General features: G+C 42.1%; 20 protein-coding genes. 17 read left to right on the plus strand and 3 right to left on the minus strand.

The window, feature by feature from the left end; genetic code table 11:
* Window positions 1–5 precede the first annotated feature (5 nt).
* From DWX96_RS00535 to gdhA, 16 genes are all read left to right on the plus strand, one after another.
* On the plus strand, window positions 6–1,355 hold the full coding sequence (locus tag DWX96_RS00535; RefSeq protein WP_330416130.1) for an MATE family efflux transporter: 1,350 nt from the start codon (window positions 6–8) through the stop codon (window positions 1,353–1,355).
* A 203-nt stretch (window positions 1,356–1,558) separates the two neighbouring features.
* Window positions 1,559–2,107 carry a stage V sporulation protein T gene (gene spoVT, locus DWX96_RS00540; RefSeq protein ID WP_022243657.1) on the plus strand — a complete coding sequence of 183 codons (549 nt, stop codon included), beginning with the start codon at window positions 1,559–1,561 and terminating at the stop codon, window positions 2,105–2,107.
* A gap of 52 nt (window positions 2,108–2,159) precedes the next feature.
* Complete coding sequence (locus DWX96_RS00545) at window positions 2,160–4,256, plus strand: transglycosylase domain-containing protein (RefSeq protein WP_118056650.1); 2,097 nt, start codon at window positions 2,160–2,162, stop codon at window positions 4,254–4,256.
* Between the two features lies 1 nt (window position 4,257).
* Window positions 4,258–4,917, plus strand: a complete 660-nt coding sequence (locus DWX96_RS00550) for a hypothetical protein (RefSeq protein WP_118056649.1) — start codon at window positions 4,258–4,260, stop codon at window positions 4,915–4,917.
* Window positions 4,918–5,060: 143 nt separating this feature from the next.
* Window positions 5,061–6,176, plus strand: a complete 1,116-nt coding sequence (gene srtB / locus DWX96_RS00555; protein ID WP_118056648.1) for a class B sortase — start codon at window positions 5,061–5,063, stop codon at window positions 6,174–6,176.
* Window positions 6,177–6,227: 51 nt separating this feature from the next.
* Window positions 6,228–7,484, plus strand: a complete 1,257-nt coding sequence (locus tag DWX96_RS00560) for a leucine-rich repeat domain-containing protein (RefSeq protein ID WP_118056647.1) — start codon at window positions 6,228–6,230, stop codon at window positions 7,482–7,484.
* Between the two features lie 328 nt (window positions 7,485–7,812).
* Window positions 7,813–8,043: an acyl carrier protein gene (gene acpP / locus DWX96_RS00565; protein ID WP_022243652.1), complete on the plus strand. Its 231-nt coding sequence runs from the start codon at window positions 7,813–7,815 to the stop codon at window positions 8,041–8,043.
* A gap of 3 nt (window positions 8,044–8,046) precedes the next feature.
* Entirely contained in the window at window positions 8,047–8,973 is a 927-nt protein-coding gene (gene fabK, locus DWX96_RS00570) for an enoyl-[acyl-carrier-protein] reductase FabK (RefSeq protein WP_022243651.1), read from the plus strand.
* Window positions 8,974–8,983: 10 nt separating this feature from the next.
* On the plus strand, window positions 8,984–9,898 hold the full coding sequence (fabD, locus tag DWX96_RS00575) for an ACP S-malonyltransferase (protein WP_118056646.1): 915 nt from the start codon (window positions 8,984–8,986) through the stop codon (window positions 9,896–9,898).
* Entirely contained in the window at window positions 9,885–10,625 is a 741-nt protein-coding gene (fabG, locus tag DWX96_RS00580; protein ID WP_118056645.1) for a 3-oxoacyl-[acyl-carrier-protein] reductase, read from the plus strand. The genes fabD and fabG overlap by 14 nt, the downstream gene beginning before the upstream one ends.
* Window positions 10,626–10,719: 94 nt before the next feature.
* The gene (gene fabF / locus DWX96_RS00585; RefSeq protein WP_118056644.1) at window positions 10,720–11,955 is read left to right on the plus strand and encodes a beta-ketoacyl-ACP synthase II; all 1,236 of its coding nucleotides are present in this window, start codon (window positions 10,720–10,722) and stop codon (window positions 11,953–11,955) included.
* A gap of 14 nt (window positions 11,956–11,969) precedes the next feature.
* A complete protein-coding gene (gene fabZ, locus DWX96_RS00590; RefSeq protein ID WP_117698965.1) occupies window positions 11,970–12,407 on the plus strand; it encodes a 3-hydroxyacyl-ACP dehydratase FabZ in 438 nt (145 codons plus the stop codon).
* A gap of 1 nt (window position 12,408) precedes the next feature.
* Window positions 12,409–14,121, plus strand: a complete 1,713-nt coding sequence (locus tag DWX96_RS00595; protein WP_278336391.1) for an acetyl-CoA carboxylase carboxyltransferase subunit alpha — start codon at window positions 12,409–12,411, stop codon at window positions 14,119–14,121.
* A gap of 11 nt (window positions 14,122–14,132) precedes the next feature.
* Window positions 14,133–15,095: a beta-ketoacyl-ACP synthase III gene (locus DWX96_RS00600; protein ID WP_117698963.1), complete on the plus strand. Its 963-nt coding sequence runs from the start codon at window positions 14,133–14,135 to the stop codon at window positions 15,093–15,095.
* Window positions 15,096–15,107: 12 nt separating this feature from the next.
* A complete protein-coding gene (locus DWX96_RS00605; protein ID WP_117841417.1) occupies window positions 15,108–15,569 on the plus strand; it encodes a MarR family winged helix-turn-helix transcriptional regulator in 462 nt (153 codons plus the stop codon).
* A 238-nt stretch (window positions 15,570–15,807) separates the two neighbouring features.
* A complete protein-coding gene (gdhA, locus tag DWX96_RS00610; RefSeq protein ID WP_118056642.1) occupies window positions 15,808–17,142 on the plus strand; it encodes an NADP-specific glutamate dehydrogenase in 1,335 nt (444 codons plus the stop codon).
* A gap of 134 nt (window positions 17,143–17,276) precedes the next feature.
* Here the strand turns inward: gdhA and DWX96_RS00615 are convergent, their stop codons facing one another.
* Window positions 17,277–18,389 (minus strand): tyrosine-type recombinase/integrase, encoded by a 1,113-nt coding sequence (locus tag DWX96_RS00615; RefSeq protein WP_118056641.1) that lies wholly within the window; start codon window positions 18,387–18,389, stop codon window positions 17,277–17,279.
* Window positions 18,390–18,416: 27 nt separating this feature from the next.
* On the minus strand, window positions 18,417–19,031 hold the full coding sequence (locus tag DWX96_RS00620) for a YHYH domain-containing protein (RefSeq protein ID WP_118056640.1): 615 nt from the start codon (window positions 19,029–19,031) through the stop codon (window positions 18,417–18,419).
* 127 nt (window positions 19,032–19,158) lie between these two features.
* On the opposite strand from DWX96_RS00620, the gene DWX96_RS00625 reads away from it, so the two are divergent.
* Window positions 19,159–19,347, plus strand: coding sequence for a helix-turn-helix domain-containing protein (locus tag DWX96_RS00625; RefSeq protein WP_118056639.1), 189 nt, complete (start codon window positions 19,159–19,161; stop codon window positions 19,345–19,347).
* 325 nt (window positions 19,348–19,672) lie between these two features.
* Here the strand turns inward: DWX96_RS00625 and DWX96_RS00630 are convergent, their stop codons facing one another.
* Window positions 19,673–20,035: a helix-turn-helix transcriptional regulator gene (locus tag DWX96_RS00630; RefSeq protein ID WP_118056638.1), complete on the minus strand. Its 363-nt coding sequence runs from the start codon at window positions 20,033–20,035 to the stop codon at window positions 19,673–19,675.
* Window positions 20,036–20,066 lie beyond the last annotated feature (31 nt).

Genomic DNA, 20,066 nt, shown 5'->3' on the forward strand with positions numbered 1-20,066 from the left:
ATGAAATGGTGGAACGGAATCTTACTACAGGAAGTGTATTTAAAAATGTAATTATATTTTCGCTGCCATACCTTTTATCTTATTTTTTACAGACATTGTATGGAATGGCAGATTTATTTATCATCGGGCAGTTTGAAGGAGTTGCCAGCACTACGGCGGTATCCATTGGCTCACAGGTCATGCATATGATAACAGTTATGCTGGTGGGACTTGCCATGGGAACAACGGTCAGCATCGGACAGGCGATTGGAAGCAAAGATAAGAAACGGGTGGCAGAAGGAATTGGAAACACGGTAATCCTATTTATGGGAGTTGCCCTTGTGCTGATGACGGTGCTGCTCTTGCTGACAAAACCAATTGTAACAGTAATGTCTACACCGCAGGAAGCAATAATGGGAACGATATCCTATCTTACCATCTGCTTTATCGGGATTCCTTTTATTACAGCATATAATATTATCAGTGCAATTTTCCGTGGTATGGGTGACAGCAAGAGTCCGATGTACTTTATTGCCATTGCATGTGCGGCAAATATTGTCTTGGATTATGTATTTATCGGCGGCCTGCATCTTGGACCGGCAGGTGCAGCTCTTGGAACTACCTGCGCTCAGGTCATCAGTGTAATGATTTCCCTCGTTATGATTATAAGACAGCGGGAGAAATTTTCTCTTAGCAGAAAAGATTTCAGACCGAATCGAAATGTAATGGGACAGATTTTAAAAATCGGTATTCCCATTGCATTGCAGGACGGTTTCATTCAGGTGGCATTTATGATTATCACCATCATTGCGAACCAGCGTGGATTAAATGATGCAGCAGCTGTGGGAATCGTGGAAAAGATAATAAGTTTCCTGTTCCTGATTCCGTCCTCCATGTTATCAACAGTATCTGCACTTGGTGCACAGAATATCGGAGCGGGAAAGAGGCAGCGTGCCAATGAAACACTGCGCTATGCTGTGATGATTACAGTGGGATTCGGAATTATAGTAGGAATCTTTATGCAGTTTTTCGCCAGTCCGGTGGTGGCGTTATTTACAGATGCATCGGATGCATCGGGAGCGGAAGTGGTACGTCTGGGAGGTCAATACTTAAGGGGATATGTCTGGGATTGCATGTTCGCAGGAATTCATTTCAGCTTCAGCGGATATTTCTGTGCCTGCGGCAAATCCGGCATCTCATTTTTACATAATATCATTGCAATTACACTGGTAAGAATTCCGGGCGTTTATCTGACTTCGACTTTATTCCCGGATACCTTATTCCCAATGGGACTGGCAACGGCAGCAGGCTCCCTGCTTTCCGCAATCATCTGTGTTGTTGCATTTACAATCTTAAACCGGAAGGAAAAATCATGAAGCCGTTAATTTTGTTTGCACTGCCAGTACTGTTTGGTTGCAGCTATCAGCCAAAAATGAAAAAAGATTGATTTTGGCTAATAAAAACACCAGTGATTTAAAAATGTAAATACGAGGAAGGCTTGCATAATTCCTCCTGTTTTCCACATACTACCCATACAGCACAAAAATGGAAAGTATGTAGGAAACAGGAGGAATTTTTAATGAAAGCAACAGGAATTGTACGTAGAATAGATGATTTGGGGAGAGTTGTAGTGCCAAAGGAAATCCGCAGGACACTGCGAATCCGGGAAGGTGACCCGCTGGAAATTTTTACAGACCGGGAAGGTGAGATTATTCTTAAGAAATATTCACCGATTGGAGAACTGAGCCAGTTTGCCGGACAGTATGCGGAGAGCCTTGCGCAGAGCACCGGGCATCTGGTATGTATTACCGACAGGGACCATGTGATTGCGGCTGCAGGAAACGGAAAGAAGGAATTCGAAGGAAAACCAATCAGCAGGCAGTTAGAGGAACTGATCGAAGACCGGAAAAATATTCTTGCACAGCAGGGAGACAGCAAATTTGTACGAATTACCTTAGATGATACCGGGAACTATCATGACCAGGCAATCAGCACGATTATCTGTGAAGGAGATGCCATCGGAGCAGTTGTTTTATATGAGAAAAATGAAACTGCAAAAATGGGAGAAACCGAAAGCAAGCTTGCTATTACAGCGGCGGGATTTTTAGGAAGACAAATGGAACAGTAGCCTTGTAACTTTTTATGGAACAGTGTAAAATAGAGCAATATGGAGGAATCCCATGTCCCATAAAGAGAAGAAAAAAAGGAAAAAGAAATACCGTGGTTTCTGGCTTTTTGTAAAGCTGCAGATAGTTCTGATACTTCTGGTAATCGGCGGGCTGGCGTATTACTATTTTGGCGGGTATGCCAGTCAGGTCAGTGCCATGCATGAAGAGGCAGTCCGGTTTGTAAAAGAGTCGACGAAGGACACATTCCGGGCGGAGCAGACCAGCCAGGTTTATGATGTGAATGGAACGAGAATCATGTCGCTTCGTGGTACCAAGGATGTATGCTATCTGACGAGTGATGAGATACCGGAAGAAGTCAAAGAAGCCATGGTCAGTATAGAAGATAAAAAATTTTACAGTCATGGCGGAATTGATTTTAAGGCAATTATCCGTGCAGTCTGGGCGATGGTGCGTAATGGAGAAGTAACCCAGGGCGGAAGTACCATTACGCAGCAGCTTGCAAGAACCATTTTCCTAAATAATGACAGAACGTGGCAGCGAAAAATGGAAGAAATATTCATTGCCACAGAGCTGGAAAAGAAATATACCAAGGATGAAATCTTAGAGTTTTATCTTAACAATATTTATTTTGGAAATGGATATTATGGCATTCAGGCGGCGAGCCGGGGATATTTTGATACAGATGTTTCATTTTTGTCATTGTCCCAGATGGCATATCTTTGTGCGATACCGAATAATCCGACGATGTATAATCCTTATAAGAACCCGGATAATACGTTAGGAAGACGTGACCGCATTTTAAAAAACATGTATGAAGATGGCAAAATCAGCCGCAGGGAATATAAGGATGCCAGACAGGAAACGATTGTACTCAGCACAGCAGAGCCAACAAAGCGTTATGATGCGGTAGAGACCTATGCCTGCTATTGTGCAACACGGGCATTGATGGAGCAGCAGGGCTTTGAATTCCGGACAGATTTTTCTTCGGAGGAAGATCGAAAGACCTATGAAGATGCCTATCAGGAGCAGTATAAAACCTGCGAACAGTCTCTTTATACAGGAGGCTATAGAATCTATACTTCCATTGATTTAAATATGGAAGAGCAGCTTCAGAATGCAGTGGATGAGAAGCTGCAGGATTTTACCGATGTCAATGAAGAGGGCATTTATACATTGCAGAGTGCGGCAGTATGCATTGACAATGAGACCGGTTTTGTAAAGGCAATTGTAGGCGGCAGAAGTCAGGAATATGACGGGCATATGCTAAACCGCGCCTATCAGAGTTACCGGCAGCCGGGCAGTGCCATCAAACCGTTGATTGTATACACACCGGCGTTGGAGCGGGGCTATACCCCGGATACTGTGGTGGAAGATGCACCGATTGAGGATGGACCGGAAAATGCCAGTGGCAGGTATCTTGGCAGCGTAACCTTGCGTTATGCAGTAGAAAATTCCATTAATACAGTGGCGTGGAATCTTTTGGAAGAGATGACTCCCGTTACAGGAATTTCCTATCTGAAGGAGATGAATTTCGCAAAGCTGTCCCCGGAGGATGAAAGACCGGCGGCATCCCTGGGTGGATTTACCAATGGAGTCTCTCCGGTAGAAATGGCGGCGGCTTATGCCACCATAGAAAATGATGGAAAATACCGGGAGCCTACCTGCATTGTAGAGATACAGGATGCAGACGGAAACGCTATCTATCAGAAAATTGTCGATGAAAAGCAGGTTTATAAAACCAATGCAGCCCGTTGGATGACCAATATATTAGAGGGTGTTCTGACACAAGGAACAGCAAAGGGACTGGCATTGTCCGAGACTGCCAGTGCAGCGAAAACAGGAACCACCAATTCCAATAAGGATGGCTGGTTTGTAGGCTATACAAAGTATTACACCACCAGCGTCTGGGTTGGATATGATATTCCGGCAGAACTTCCAGGACTGACAGGAGCCAGCTATCCGGGAGAAATCTGGTATGATTATATGGAAAATTTACATAAAGAATTACCGTATGCAGATTTTGTGGCACCTCTTGGCACAGGCAATGATGCTGATGCTGAGAGTGGCACAGATGTGACAGAGGGTAATACAGCAGAGAATGACACTACAGGAGATAATACAGCTCCGGCAGAGGAAGAAAGGCGATAATATGGAAAAGAAAGCTGATTTAAAGACAATGACCTGGAAACAGCGGATCGGATTTGTCTGGGACTATTACAGGCTTGTAATACTGGCAGTAGTTGCAGTGATTATTTTGATTGGTATGACGGTACATCATTATATGACCACAAAGGAAGATATTTCCCAGATTGTATTGGTAAATGCAAAGAGTATGCCGGCAGATGAAGAACCGGATTTCTCAGAATTCATGGAGCAATATGGATATGATCCAGCAGCCCGGGAGGTTGTGGTAAATGATGCATATTATGTGGATTTAACCAGCACAGATACCAGTAATCTCTATTCCTATCAGTCCCTGCAGACAGTGATTGCAGGCGGTGGAGTAGATGTTTTGGGCGCCGATGAAATGGTCTTTGAAAATCTTGCCCAGTCCGGTGCCATAGCAGATTTGACACAGTATTTTTCCAAAGACGAGCTGGAACAGTTAAAGGATTATATCTTCTATGTAGAGGATAAGGACACCGGAGATACTTTTGCAGCAGGCATCCGTCTTGGAGCCGGAAGCTGGCCGGTTGAACACGGTTATTATGAAAAGGAATGTATTCTTGGTATTGCCCTTGGCTCCGAACATAAGGTAGCAGCGGAGCAGATGTTCCGTTATTTGCTGGAAAAATCCAATTTAGACTAAAGAAAGCGCAAGATATAGACGATATAAAAATGAGAAATGGTATATTGTGTATATCTTGCGGAAAAATCTTGCGAAAGATGACAAAATGACCTATAATAAAACTACCTGGACCATGAGAAGATAAGGCAGATGAATCATAAATTATGGATGAAAAGATTTATAAAATAGGCGATTATGAATTCGAAACCTTAAGGGAATACAGGCAGGCGCAGGAAGATTTAAAGAAAATCAAGTATATTACCGATGAACTGGATATTTATGATCCGGAAGTAGCAATCCGGTTGTATACCATGATGCGCACGAAGAAAATCCGTTTTAAAAGTGAAATCGGAAAATCGTTCTTCTGGTGCATTTCAGATATTGTTGCGGATAGTTCGCAGAACATGATAGAAGAAAAAATTGCCAAGGAAGAAGCGGAAGCAGAAGCAAAGCTGCCATTTCATTTTACCTGGCAGAAGGTGGTCGGCATCGTATGCATCATTGTTGCGACAGCCTGTATCGGATATTATGCGATTTCGGAATATGCGGATTATAAAGCTGCTAACAGGCTTAAGGATTTACAGAATAAGAAACAGAATAATGTAGTAGAGCACCTTGTAACAGGAACGGAGCAGATGAATCCGGAAATCACAGAAGATGCAACTGAAACAGGAGAGACAACAGAGCAGCCACTGATTATGTTAGAGGATTATGTTTCCCTGTATGCGGAAAATCCAGAATTAATCGGATGGTTACATATTCCGGATACGGATATTGATTATCCGGTCATGCAGTCTTTACAGGAAGAACCGGATTATTATCTGAAACATGATTTTGATAAAAATGACGACCTGAATGGCACCCTTTTTATCGATGCCAGAAATGATTACATAAACAGGGATACCAATATCATCATTTACGGACATAATATGAAAAGCGGAATGATGTTTGGCGAATTAAAGAAATATCTGGACGAAGATTTTTACAATGCCCATAAGACGATAGAGTTTAATACTCTTTATGAAAGAGGAGTCTATGAGGTCATTGAAGTGGGATTATCAGAGGTTCAGTATCAGGATGAAAATGTATTCCGGTATTATAATTTTCTGAATGCAGATTCCGAAGAAGAATATCAGGAATATTTAAATAATGTGGCACAGCTTTCTGTATATGGCACAGAGATAGACAGTGCTTATGGAGACCAGCTGCTGACTCTTTCTACCTGCAATAATTACACACAGGACGGAAGAATGTTTATACTGGCAAAGCGTGTGCAGTAAGTAGATAAGAAGTATAATGTATCAAGCAGATAAAGCTAGGAGAGATGAGAGATGCAGATATTGAAAAAAGGATTTTCTATTTTTACAGCAGTATGTTTGCTGCTGGCAGTGATGCCGGGACAGACCGTCCGGGCAGACGAGACAACAGATGAAAATGGATTTACAGTAGATGACAGTGGAACACTGGTTGCCTACAGCGGAGCCGGTGGAGCAATTACAATTCCAGAGTCGGTATCTACAATTGCAAGTGGTGTATTTGCATCAAATGCATCCATTACAAGTGTAACGATTCCATCTTATGTGACTGGAATGGGAACCGCAGTTTTCTATAACTGTACAAGTCTTGGTTCTGTCAGCATAGAAGGAGATATTGGTTCTATTCCGGCAGAGACATTTTATAACTGTACAAGCCTTACCAGTGTATCTATTGGAACTTCAATTTCATCCATTGGTTCCCAGGCATTTGCAGAGTGCAGTTCATTATCCCAGTTTACAATTCCGGAATCCGTAGGAAACATCGGGGATAAAGCATTTTATGATTGTACTTCTTTAACCGGAATTACAATTCCGGCTGGCGTTTCCAGCATCGGAAGCAACGTATTTACCGGCTGCAGCAGACTGGCATCCATCAGTGTTGCATCAGGAAATGGTACATATGCATCCAGTGATGGATGTCTATATAACAAAGCAATGACCAGGTTAATCCGTTGCCCGGAGGGAAAATCCGGTGCAAAAATTGCGACCAGTACTGCAACCATCGGAGCAGGTGCTTTTGCAAACTGCAAGTCGGTTACTTCACTGACAGTTCCGGATTCTGTTAATACTATTGAAACAGATGCGTTCAGCGGCAGCAGTATCAGTACAATTTTGATTCCGGCAAGTGTAACGTCAATCGGAAGCCAGAGCAGCTGGAGTCCATCCACAATTTCCGGTTATTCAGGAACACAGGCACAGGTATATGCAACCGGAAATGGAATCAGTTTCCAGAGCCTTGGAGGGGAGAATCCACAGCCGACTCCGGATAATGGAAATAATTCCAATAGCAATGGTTCAACAGATACTTCCAACAGCAACAACGGAAGTGGTTCCGCTACTACAGTAACCGGTGGCGGCACAGCAGTGACTGGCGGAAATGTGATTGGCGCAACCAAGAACAGCAATTCCGGTAAGACAGTAACTTCGGGCAGCCATGAGAAGGACAGCACACCGAAGACAGGTGACGGTATCAATCCGGTATTCTTCTTATGCATCGGAGTATTATTAGTAGGTGTTTACTTTGTAGTATCAAATCGTAAAAAAGCTGCATAAGTGATAAAAAATAAAAGAAGTAACTAACATAAGACAGTGAAAGAACAGAAAAGTTCCGACACTGTCTTTTTTGCTTTACAGGAAATTGCTTTCCTGTAAAGTAAAAAACGCTCCGCGAGGATGCACACTGCGGCGTATAAGGTAGATGTCGCAAGCGACCGCCGCAGGCGCGGGAATGTGCCAAGGCACATTCTTTATTCCTTGAGTAAAAATATAGTTGACAACAGAAATGCTTATGTATATACTTTGAGTTACAAATAATTTGATAATCAAAATATTTGTAACTCAAAGTATTATCAAAGAAAAGACAAAAAAGGAGAACAAAATAATGTTAGAGAAATTAGCAGAATTAATCAAAGAGCAGTTAAACTATGATGGAGAGGTAAAAGCAGAATCCAATTTCAAGGATGATTTAGGAGCAGATTCTTTAGACTTGTTTGAACTGGTTATGAGCATGGAAGAGGAATTCGGTGTAGAGATTCCGTCAGAAGATTTAGAGAAAATCGCAACTGTAGGAGATGTTATTGACTACTTAAAAGCAAAGGGCGTTGAGGAATAAAAGATGAAAACAAGAATCACAGAACTGTTAGGAATAGAAGAGCCTGTTATCCAGGGCGGAATGGCATGGGTTGCAGAATATCATCTGGCTGCTGCAGTATCTGAAGCAGGTGGACTTGGTATTATCGGTGCAGCCAGTGCTCCACCTGAAGTGGTTCGGGAGCAGATTCGCAAGGTGAAGGAACGCACCAGCAAACCATTTGGTGTGAATGTCATGTTGATGAATCCGAATGCACCGGAAGTGGCAAAGGTGGTAGTTGAGGAGCAGGTTCCGGTTGTCACAACAGGAGCCGGAAATCCAGCCAAATTCATGAGCCTCTGGAAAGAAGCAGGTGTTAAAGTAATTCCGGTAGTAGCAAGTGTAGCTATGGCAAAACTTATGGTCCGCGGTGGCGCAGATGCTGTTGTGGCAGAGGGAATGGAATCCGGTGGCCATATCGGTTCCACTACAACCATGGCATTGGTGCCACAGGTGGCAGATGCCATTGATGCACCGGTGATTGCAGCCGGAGGAATTGCAGATGGAAGAGGAATGGCTGCAGCATTTATGCTGGGTGCAGAAGCAGTTCAGATGGGAACAAGATTTGTGGCAGCTAAAGAATCTATCGTACATGCAAACTACAAAGAGAAGCTGATAAAATCCAAAGACATTGATTCTGAAATAACAGGTTCCAGTACCGGACATCCAATCCGTGTCATCCGTAATAAGATGAGTCGTGAGTATCTGAAGATGGAAAAAGAAGGCGCAACATTAGATGAATTAGAACAGCTTACCCTTGGTTCCCTCCGCAAAGCAGTGATGGACGGCGATGTGGTAAATGGAAGTCTGATGGCAGGTCAGATTGCCGGAATGATACAGGATGAATTGTCCTGTAAGGAAATTATTACTTCTATCGTATCAGAAGCAGAACGTCTGATGAATCGGAAATAAGGAGAAGAAAATGAGTAAGGTTGTATTCATGTTCCCTGGACAGGGAGCGCAGTATATTGGAATGGGCAAAGATTTCTATGATGCCTGTGAAGAGAGTAAAGCCGTATATGAGCTTGCTTCAAAAGTAACCGGACTTGATATTGCAAAGCTTTGTTTTGAAGAAAATGAAGAAATCAATATTACAGAGTATACACAGATTGCCATGCTGACCACAGAGGCAGCAATTTATGCAGCATTAAAGAAAGCTGGAAAAGAACCGGCAGCTTGTGCAGGATTAAGCCTTGGAGAATACGGTGCATTGATTGCATCCGGTGTCATGAGTATGGAAGATGCATTCCGTGTCATTCGTGCAAGAGGAATCTTTATGCAGGAAGCAGTACCAACCGGCGGAGCAATGGCAGCCGTTTTAGGACTGGATGCGAAGGCAATTGAAGAAGTATGCAGCAATACCGAAGGAATTGTATCTATAGCAAATTATAACTGTCCGGGACAGATTGTAATTACCGGAGAAGAAGCGGCAGTAGAAAAAGCTGGTGCAGCATTGAAGGAAGCTGGAGCAAAGCGTGTGGTTCCGTTAAAAGTAAGCGGACCGTTCCATTCCGCCATGTTGACCGGAGCCGGAGAAAAATTAGCAGAAGTATTGGAAAATACAAAGCTGCAGGAATTTAGCATTCCGTATGTAACCAATGTGACGGCAGATTACGTTACCACAACAGAACCGGTAAAAGAGCTGTTACAGAAGCAGGTATCTTCTTCTGTAAGATGGCAGCAGAGCATCGAGCGCCTGATCGCGGACGGTTATGATGAATTCGTAGAAATCGGACCGGGACATACTTTATCTGGATTTATGCGTAAAATCAACCGGGATGTCAAGACGATAAGCATTGAAAAACTGGAGGATTATAAAGCCTATGTTGGAGAATAAAGTAGCACTGGTAACCGGTGCAGCCAAAGGAATCGGCCGTGCCATTGCACTTCGTCTGGCAGAAGACAAAGCAACGGTAATTGTAAATTACAATGGCAGTAAAGAGCGGGCTGAAGAAGTAGTAAAAATGATTACCGATATAGGTGGCAGAGCAGAATCCTATCAGTGCAATGTGGCAGATGACGAGGCATGTCAGACCATGATCAGAGATATCATAAAGAAATACGGACATCTGGATATTCTTGTAAATAATGCAGGAATTACAAGAGATAATCTTGTGATGAAGATGAATGATGAAGAATTTGATGCAGTCTATGAGACAAACTTAAAGGGTGTATTCCATACCATTCATCATACATCCCGTTATTTCTTAAAACAGAAAAGTGGAAGGATAATCAATATATCATCTGTATCCGGAATTACCGGAAATGCCGGCCAGGCAAATTACTGTGCAGCCAAAGCAGGAGTCATTGGATTGACTAAGAGTGTTGCAAGAGAACTTTCCACCCGCGGTATTACTGCAAATGTAGTAGCACCGGGAATGATTGAGACCGATATGACAAAGGATTTGCCGGATACGGTAAAAGAACATATGCTTCATAACATTCCACTGGGAAGAATCGGAAAGCCGGAAGAAATTGCGGCAGCAGTTGCATTCTTAGCATCCAAAGAGGCAGGTTATATCACAGGACAGGTGCTTGCTGTAGATGGCGGAATGACTATGTAGATGCAGAAATAATACTGGCTGATGTAAAAGCTTAGAAAAAACAGCGGATGACGAATAACGTGAGATGGATTGTTTAGATAGAGAGGATAAGAACATGAATCGTAGAGTTGTAGTAACAGGATTGGGTGCGATTACACCAATTGGAAATAATGTGCCGGAATTCTGGTCTGCAGTAAAGCAGCAGAAGGTAGGTATTGGAGAGATTACACATTTTGATGCAACAGACTATAAATGTCATCTTGCAGCAGAAGTAAAGGATTTTGATGCAAAAGAATATATGGATTTCCGCTCTGCAAAGAGAATGGAAGCATTCTGCCAGTTTGCCGTAGCGGCAGCCGGAGAAGCACTGGAGGATTCCGGACTTTCCATGGAGGCAGAGAATGCATACCGTGTGGGTACTTCCATCAGTTCCGGAGTCGGAAGTTTACAGGCAATCGAAAGAGAGCATAGCAAATTAGTGGAAAAGGGTCCGGGAAGAGTAAATCCTTTATTTGTCCCGATGATGATTTCCAATATGGCAGCAGGAAATGTATCCATTCAGTTTGGATTAAAAGGAAAGAGCTTAAATATTAGTACCGCCTGTGCATCCGGAACGAATGCCATTGGTGAAGCCTTCCGTACCATCCAGTATGGTGATGCAGAAGTGATGGTGGCAGGTGGAACAGAAAGCTGCATTACTCCGCTTGGAATAGCAGGATTTACATCTTTAACCGCACTTACTTCTTCGGATGATCCAAAACATGCATCCATTCCGTTTGATAAAAACAGAAGTGGATTTGTTATGGGAGAAGGTGCCGCAATTGTAATTTTAGAAGAATTAGAGCATGCAAAGAAACGTGGAGCAAAGATTTATGCAGAAGTAACCGGATATGGATGTTCTTCGGATGCATACCATATTACATCTCCGGCAGAGGATGGTGCAGGCGCAGCAACCGCAATGATAAATGCAATGAAGGATGCCGGTGTAAATCCGGAGGAAATTACTTATATCAATGCCCATGGAACCAGCACCCATCATAATGACTTATTTGAGACAAGAGCAATCAAGCTGGCGTTTGGTGAGCATGCAAAGGATATCCGGATTAATTCCACCAAATCCATGATTGGACATCTTCTTGGAGCAGCAGGAGCCATCGAGTGCCTGACCTGTGTAAAGGAAATCGAAGAAGGTTACATTCATGCAACGGTAGGTTATGAGACACCGGATGAAGAACTGGATTTGAATTACTGCAAAGAGGCATATGAAGAAGAAGTGCCATATGCCATCAGCAATTCACTGGGCTTTGGCGGACATAATGCAAGTCTGCTTCTGAAAAAATATCAGGCATAAAGGAGAAGGGAACTATGTCAGTACTGACAACGAAAGAAATTATGGAAATCATCCCACATCGTCATCCGTTTCTTCTGATTGACACGATTGAAGAACTGGTGCCGGGACTTCGTGCAGTAGGAAAAAAATGTGTTACCTTTGATGAACCTTATTTTGCAGGACATTTTCCGGGAGAACCGGTAATGCCGGGTGTTTTAATTATAGAAGCACTGGCACAGACCGGTGCGGTAGCAATGCTCTGTCAGGATGAATTCAAAGGAAAAACCGCATATTTTGCAGGAATCAGCAATGCAAAATTTAAGAAAAAGGTGGTCCCGGGGGATGTACTTGTTTTAGAAACAGAAATCATAAAAGTAAAGGGACCGATTGGAATTGGAAAGGCAACTGCAACAGTAGATGGAAAAATAGCTGCAACAGCAGAGTTGACATTTGCAATTGGAAGTGGTGAGTAAAGTGAGCAGATTACTGGATAAAATCAAGGAAAATAAAGCCGTAAAGGATGCCGCAGAAGGTATTTTACAGGAAGAAAAAAGGAAAGAGGAAGTACTATGTAAAGCCTGTGGCAAAATGGTAAATAAAGCAGAGGTAGTAAGAAACCGCTATGTCTGTTATGAGTGTGGAGCATATTTCCGCGTAAAAACCGGAAACCGCCTGAAAATGGTATTAGACCCACAGAGCTTTGAAGAATGGTTTGCCGAAGAGCATGGAACAAATCCACTGGATTTTCCGGGCTATGTCGATAAGCTGACGGCAGTCCGTGAGAAAACCGGATTAAAAGAAGCAGTTACCGTAGGAAAAGGTAAGATTTACGGAGAAGATGCGGTTATTGGTGTGTGTGATGCCAGATTTATGATGGGAAGCATGGGTCATGCCGTCGGAGAGAAAATTGCGGGAGCAGTAGAACGTGCTACGGAAGAAAAACTTCCGGTTATTCTTTTCTGCTGTTCCGGCGGAGCCAGAATGCAGGAGGGTATTGTATCCCTGATGCAGATGGCAAAGACAGCAGCAGCTTTAAAGAAACATTCCGATGCCGGACTTTTATATATTTCTGTATTAACTGACCCGACAACCGGAGGTGTAACAGCAAGCTTTGCTATGTTAGGTGATATTATTTTAGCAGAGCCTGGCGCACTGATTGGATTTGCCGGAGCAAGAGTAATTGAGCAGACCATCGGACAGAAACTGCCGGAGGGATTCCAGAGAGCAGAGTTCCAGTTAGAGCATGGTTTTGTGGATGCCATTGTAGAGCGGAAAGATTTAAAGAAACGTCTGTATGAAATCCTTCGTATGCATAAAGTAAGTGGATATGCCAAATTTGACCCGGCAACTGAAGTAGATGGAAGACCGACAGAGCTGATGCGGGAACGCGCTTACAATACAAAAGAAAAGAGTGCATGGGAAAAGGTTAAGATGGCACGTAAGGTAGACCGTCTGTCCGCAGAGGATTATATCAACAGTATCTTTACCAAATTCATAGAATTTCATGGAGACCGTTATTACAGGGATGACCCGGCAATTGTGGGCGGTATCGCATACCTTGACGGACAACCGGTTACGGTAATCGGAATCCAGAAGGGAAAGGACATGAAGGACTGCATGCGTCATAATTACGGAATGCCGTCTCCGGAAGGATACCGTAAAGCAATCCGCCTGATGAAGCAGGCAGAAAAATTCCATCGTCCGGTTATCACCTTTGTTAATACAGCCGGAGCATTCTGCGGTATGGAAGCAGAGGAAGGCGGACAGGGAGAAGCTATTGCAAGAAATCTTTATGAAATGTCAGGGTTGAAAGTTCCGGTTATTACCTTTATGATAGGAGAAGGCGGAAGCGGCGGTGCATTGGCACTGGCAGTTGGAAATGAAGTCTGCATGATGGAGAATGCAACTTATTCCGTACTTTCTCCGGAAGGCTTTGCATCTATTCTCTGGAAGGATGGCAAGCGTGCGAAAGAAGCAGCAGAAGTGATGAAGATAACAGCAAAGGATCTTTTAGAACTTGGCATTATCGAGAAAATTATACCGGAGTATGGTGGAGCAGATGATGAGGCATTGAGTTCCATTGCAGTTTATATGCATAAATGTATCCGCGAATTTTTAGAATCCTATGAAGGAAAAAGCGGAGAAGAGATTGCAAAAGCACGTTATGAACGTTTCCGTAAATTTTAAAGGAGCAGAGCATGAACATTCGAATATGTGGAACTGGAAGTGCGTTACCGGAAAGAAAAATTACCAATGACGATTTAAGTCAGATTATGGATACTTCCGACGAATGGATTTCCAGCAGAACAGGAATAAAAACAAGACACCTTGCAACGGAAGAGACAACAACATCTCTTGCCACAGAAGCTGCAAAAAAAGCACTTGCAGATGCAGACATGAAGCCGGAAGAAGTGGAACTTATTATTGCAGCGACGGTAACACCGGATCATCTTGTGCCGACACTTTCCTGTGAAGTGCAGCGGGAAATCGGAGCAGTGAATGCCGTAGCCTTTGACCTTGGTGCAGCATGTTCCGGATTCTTATTTGCATTGAGTACAGCACAGGCATATATTGCCAGTGGCAGATTTAAAAATGCACTCTTAATCGGAGCAGAAGTACTTTCTAAAATTATGGACTGGAATGACCGCAGTACCTGTGTCCTTTTTGGAGATGGCGCAGGAGCAGCTGTAGTCCGGGCAGACGAAGAAAATATCTGTCATGTGGTGCAGGGCTCAGATGGTGCGAAGGGACTGGTACTGGCATGTGAGAACCGTCCGGTCAATAATCCATATCATAAGATGGAAAGTCCTCTGGGTTATGTAAGCATGAATGGACAGGAGGTTTATAAATTTGCTGTCCGCACAGTTCCGGCAACCATTACAAAGGTGCTGGAAGAGGCAGATTTAAAGGCAGAGGAAATTTCGCTTTTCGTATTACATCAGGCAAACTTAAGAATTATTGAGGCGGTAGCAAAACGATTGAAACAGCCGATGGAAAAATTTCCGGTAAATTTGACGGAATGTGGCAATATTTCGGCAGCAAGTGTGCCGATTTTGCTTGATAATATCAACCGGCATGGTATGATACATAGAGGAGATAAAGTTGTACTGGCTGGTTTCGGCGGCGGACTCACATGGGGCGCAGCGGTACTGGTCTGGTAAAAGGAGATAAGAATGAATGCGGATAAAACCTTAAATGACATTCTGGTAAAGCTGTTTAATGATTTGATGGAAATTGAGGAAAAATGCTTAATCTCCGGAGAATTCATGAACATTTCCGGAAATGATATGCATATTATTGAAGCAATTGGTCTGGATGAACCAAAGCGGATGTCGGAAGTGGCGGCGAGGATGAATGTTACAACAGGAACCCTGACAAAAGCTGTTGAAGCACTGGAACAGAAAGGTTATGTAAATCGTTGCAGAAATGACAGGGATAAAAGGGTAGTCCGTGTATCACTCACCGATTCCGGAGTCCGGGCATATGAGCATCATGCACGTTTTCACAGCAATATGATACATGATATCAAGGAGAGCCTGAGTGACCAGGAGAGTGAGATTCTGATTGGAACACTGGGAAAACTGGTGAAGTTCTTCCAGAAGAAATATGAACCATATCTGAAAAATAAAAAATAGTATATTTATACAAAAAAAGAAGTGGAAAAGGGAAATAAAAAACTGTTTTCTACTTCTTTTTAATTACAAAAATGAATTTTCCTGGTACAAAACTTGCAAAAAAGAAGAAAAAGTACACAAAAGTATAAAGTTTTTGACACAAATATGAAAAAAACGTTGCGAAAAAATTCATTTCATACTAAAATAGTAGTGTTGATGTATATATAATACTCAAATTAATATGTAAAGGAGATATAATATGAGCTACGTTGATGAAGTATTAGAAAGAGTAAAAGCAAAAAACGCTTCTGAGCCAGAATTCCTTCAGGCAGTAGAAGAAGTACTGGAGTCTTTAAGACCGGTAATCGAAGCAAATGAGGAGAAATATCGTAAAGAAGCATTACTTGAGAGAATAACCGAGCCGGATAGACAGCTTAAATTCCGTGTACCTTGGGTAGATGACAAGGGACAGGTTCAGGTTAATACAGGATACAGAGTACAGTTCAACAATTCTATTGGACCGTACAAGGGAGGTCTTCGTCTCCATCCTTCCGTAAATATCGGAATCATCAAATTCTTAGGATTTGAGCAGGTATTTAAAAACTCTTTAACAGGACTTCCAATCGGCGGTGGTAAAGGTGGTTCTGACTTTGACCCTAAGGGAAAATCAGACCGTGAAGTAATGGCATTCTGCCAGAGCTTTATGACCGAGCTTTGCAAATATATTGGCGCTGACGTTGACGTTCCGGCAGGAGATATCGGAACAGGCGCAAGAGAAATCGGATACATGTTTGGACAGTATAAGAGAATCCGTGGAATGTACGAAGGTGTTCTGACAGGTAAGGGACTTACCTATGGTGGATCTTTAGCTCGTACAGAAGCTACCGGATATGGTCTTTTATACATTACAGAAGAATTAATGAAATGCCATGGTGAATCTATGGAAGGTAAGACAGTTGTTGTATCTGGTGCTGGTAACGTTGCAATCTACGCTATCCAGAAAGCACAGCAGATGGGTGCAAAAGTTGTTACCTGTTCTGATTCTACCGGATGGATTTATGATCCGGAAGGAATCGATGTTGCATTATTAAAAGAAGTAAAAGAAGTAAAACGTGCTCGTCTTACTGAGTATGCTGCTGCAAGAAAGAGTGCAGAATATCATGAAGGCCGTGGCGTATGGCAGATTAAATGTGATATCGCTCTTCCATGTGCTACACAGAACGAGCTCCTTATCGATGATGCAAAACAGTTAGTAGCAAACGGATGTAAAGCAGTTTGTGAAGGTGCTAACATGCCTACAACCTTAGATGCAACCAAATACTTACAGGATAACGGAGTATGGTTCATCTGTGGTAAAGCTTCTAACGCAGGTGGAGTTGCAACTTCTGCATTAGAGATGAGCCAGAACTCAGAGCGTTTAAGCTGGACATTCGAAGAAGTAGATGCTAAGTTAAAACAGATTATGGTAAATATCTATCATAATATTGATGATGCTGCAAAACGTTACAACATGGAAGGTAACTATGTAGCAGGAGCTAACATCGCAGGCTTCGAAAAAGTAGCTGATGCTATGCTCGCTCAGGGTGTCTGCTAATAATAAAAAGAAAGTCCCCGAAACCTTATGTTTCGGGGCTTTTTTTATTGTCAGAATTTTCACATAAAAGGAGTAAAAAGGTGGAAAAATAAGGTCGATGGTTACAAGTGGGTTACAAGTGGGTTGCAAGTGGGTTACACAAAAGAAATTGGTAATTTATTGACCTCGTTTACTAACTCAGGGATTGTTTTTTCGGTATATACGCTTTGAGTTACATCGCCGGAGCCGCCAGTCTTAAAAGCAGTTCCGGATTTATTAGAAACGGCATGTCCCATTATTATTTTTTTTGACGTTTCATTCATACAGACATTATCTGCCAAAGAAGCGAATGTATATCGACAATCGTGCGGAGCATGATTAAGATTGAGTTTTTTCATGACAGTGATCCAGTTACTTGCTGTATAAACTGCACGAGTATACATATTGCCGTATTTATTTGTGATAAGGTATGGACGCTGCTGTTTGAGACGATATTCTACCAAAGGAACAATTGCTTCGTGTATAGGTATAATACGATTGCGACCAGCTGCTGTTTTCATACCACCAATCATATACCGCTCATTAAGGTGAACATCTTCAGACTTAATTTCCAACAATTCTGCTGGGCGGAGCCCGGTATAAATATAAATTAAAATAATATCGACATTGTTGATGGACCACAAGGAATTCCAAAGAAGAGCAATCTCAGCATCCGTGAATCTTGTATGGACGGGAGTGTCTGAATCCGTGTATTCAAAGACGAGCCGTTGCGTAATATCGTTTTCCGTGTATTCATTGGCAATTGCATAGTTCCACATACCACGAACGATAGCACGCATATTTCCTATTGTAGAGCGGGATTTACTGTTGTGAGCAGTAATGCAGTCCTGGAGGTCTTGCGCCCGAATAGATATAATTTTTTTGGAATGAACTGGAGCGTACATTGAAAAAGCAATATCATAATTTTTCCAGGTAGCAGCTCCTGGCTTATTTTTTAATGAGCAACGATATTTTTTCCATTTCTCATACATTTCTGCAAAGGTTGGAATATCAGTATATTTTTGATGCTCAGAAACAACAGAACCATTGTTATATTCTGCGAGATAAGCAAGTGCACTGTCTCGTTTAGTGAAAAATTCCAGATATTTTCTTTTGCGCTTTATAGTTCCATCTGGTTGTTCTTCAAGATAAGAGACACGAACGGCATAGGGTTTACGCCGCTTGCCAGAGAGCTTAACAATTCCGCCATAGCCATTAGGTAATTTCATGATTAACACCTCCAAAATTGAAAAAAGTTATCTATTGATAAACATCACACAAAGAAACGGCAATAGTAAAACAAAGAACATAATTAGGAATATGAAGAAAAGTTTTTCTACAAGATTCACAAAGGTTTCATTATCAAAAAAAGGAATTAATTTCAATAGTGGAAGAATGAGCAAAAGGAATAATGCACAGATGTCAATGCGAACGAGTGCTTCAATAAATAATTGCAAATCAACCGAAAAAAACAAGGATACAATTAAAACAACATAGGCAATAAGAAAAATAACCCACACAAATTTTGAAAAATAAGAATCTCCTTCATTGAGGGGGTGTATTTTATTGTAAATATATATTGCCACAAAAAGAAATATATAGAAAAGACCTCCAAAAAGCCAATAACGAAAATAGGAATCAGATGTAGCGACAGCCACTGATTCATCATTACTATCTGATTCAGAATCATCGTAAGGACAAACACCATCAGGGTGCTGGTGCGCAGGGTAGCCATGATGATAATGATACTCGCCGGTAGAGCGGTTGTAGTGACCTCCAGAAGAATCTGTCCTTCCTGGATGAGCAAAAGCATTTAGTGAAAAGATAGAAATAAAAACTAAAAATGTAAAAAGAAAGACTCTTTTTTTCATAACCCAATACCTCGTATAAAAATAATATTAAGGAAATTATAGAAAATAAAATAAGAAAGGTCAAGATAAAATGAAATGGAATACATTACCAGTGGATGTGCAGCAGGCACAATGATAGAATATTTACATGGAAATACTAATCTGGCAAATCAGAAGGGAGAAACATATCACAATGCCAGAGTTGGCAGAACTGACGGGGATAGGAGAAAGCACCCTGTATGACTATGAGAGCGGAAGAACATCACCAACACTGAGAGCTTTAGAAAAAATAGCAAAAGCAATGGGGGTAAGAATCAGAGATTTGTATACAGAATAGAATTGTGCGAAAGATAGAAGAAATAAGCCAAATGTTTAGAATTTCTCCGGATATTCGGAATTCTTAAGCGAAACACTTTTCTGTGGGGAGAAGTAGTGGTAAACTCATAGCAGAAAGGGGGGCTGAGTTATGAAGCTGGAACAAATGAAAAAAGAGATAACAAAAATGATTATGAACTGCAATAGTCTTCATATGCTTAGAGCGGTTTATATATATGTGAAAAAAATGATTGGTTGAAAAAGCCGGGGCATTTGCCCCGGCTTTTTCAACAAGTATAAAGATAATAAAAGAACCAAGGGCCTGCGCATTACCCTTGGTTTTTTTATTATTTACTGGACAATTTATTAAGCAATCGTTCCAGGTCATTCCAGTCATCTTCTGTAAAAGCTGCCAATGCCGAAGCCAATCGGTGCTTAAACGAATCTTCACCGGAAAGCTGGATGTCCGCAAGCATTTCTGCAATCTGCTCATCCTTTGTCTTTTCAATGAACATTTCACCTTCACCAGTTCTGAGCCATTCTTCATTAACGTCAAATTCACGGCAAATTAGAGAAATTGCGGCGTCACTTGGGATACTGCGACCCATTTCATATGTGGCAACGGTATTACGTTTAACTTTAATTGCCTCAGCAAATTCCTGCTGGGTCAATCCAACCTCTTTCCGTATCTTCTTAATACGCTCATTCATAATATCACCTCCTTGACGCTATACTATCATA

The organism is Roseburia sp. AF22-2LB, assembly GCF_003461125.1.
Taxonomy (GTDB): domain Bacteria; phylum Bacillota; class Clostridia; order Lachnospirales; family Lachnospiraceae; genus Roseburia_C; species Roseburia_C amylophila.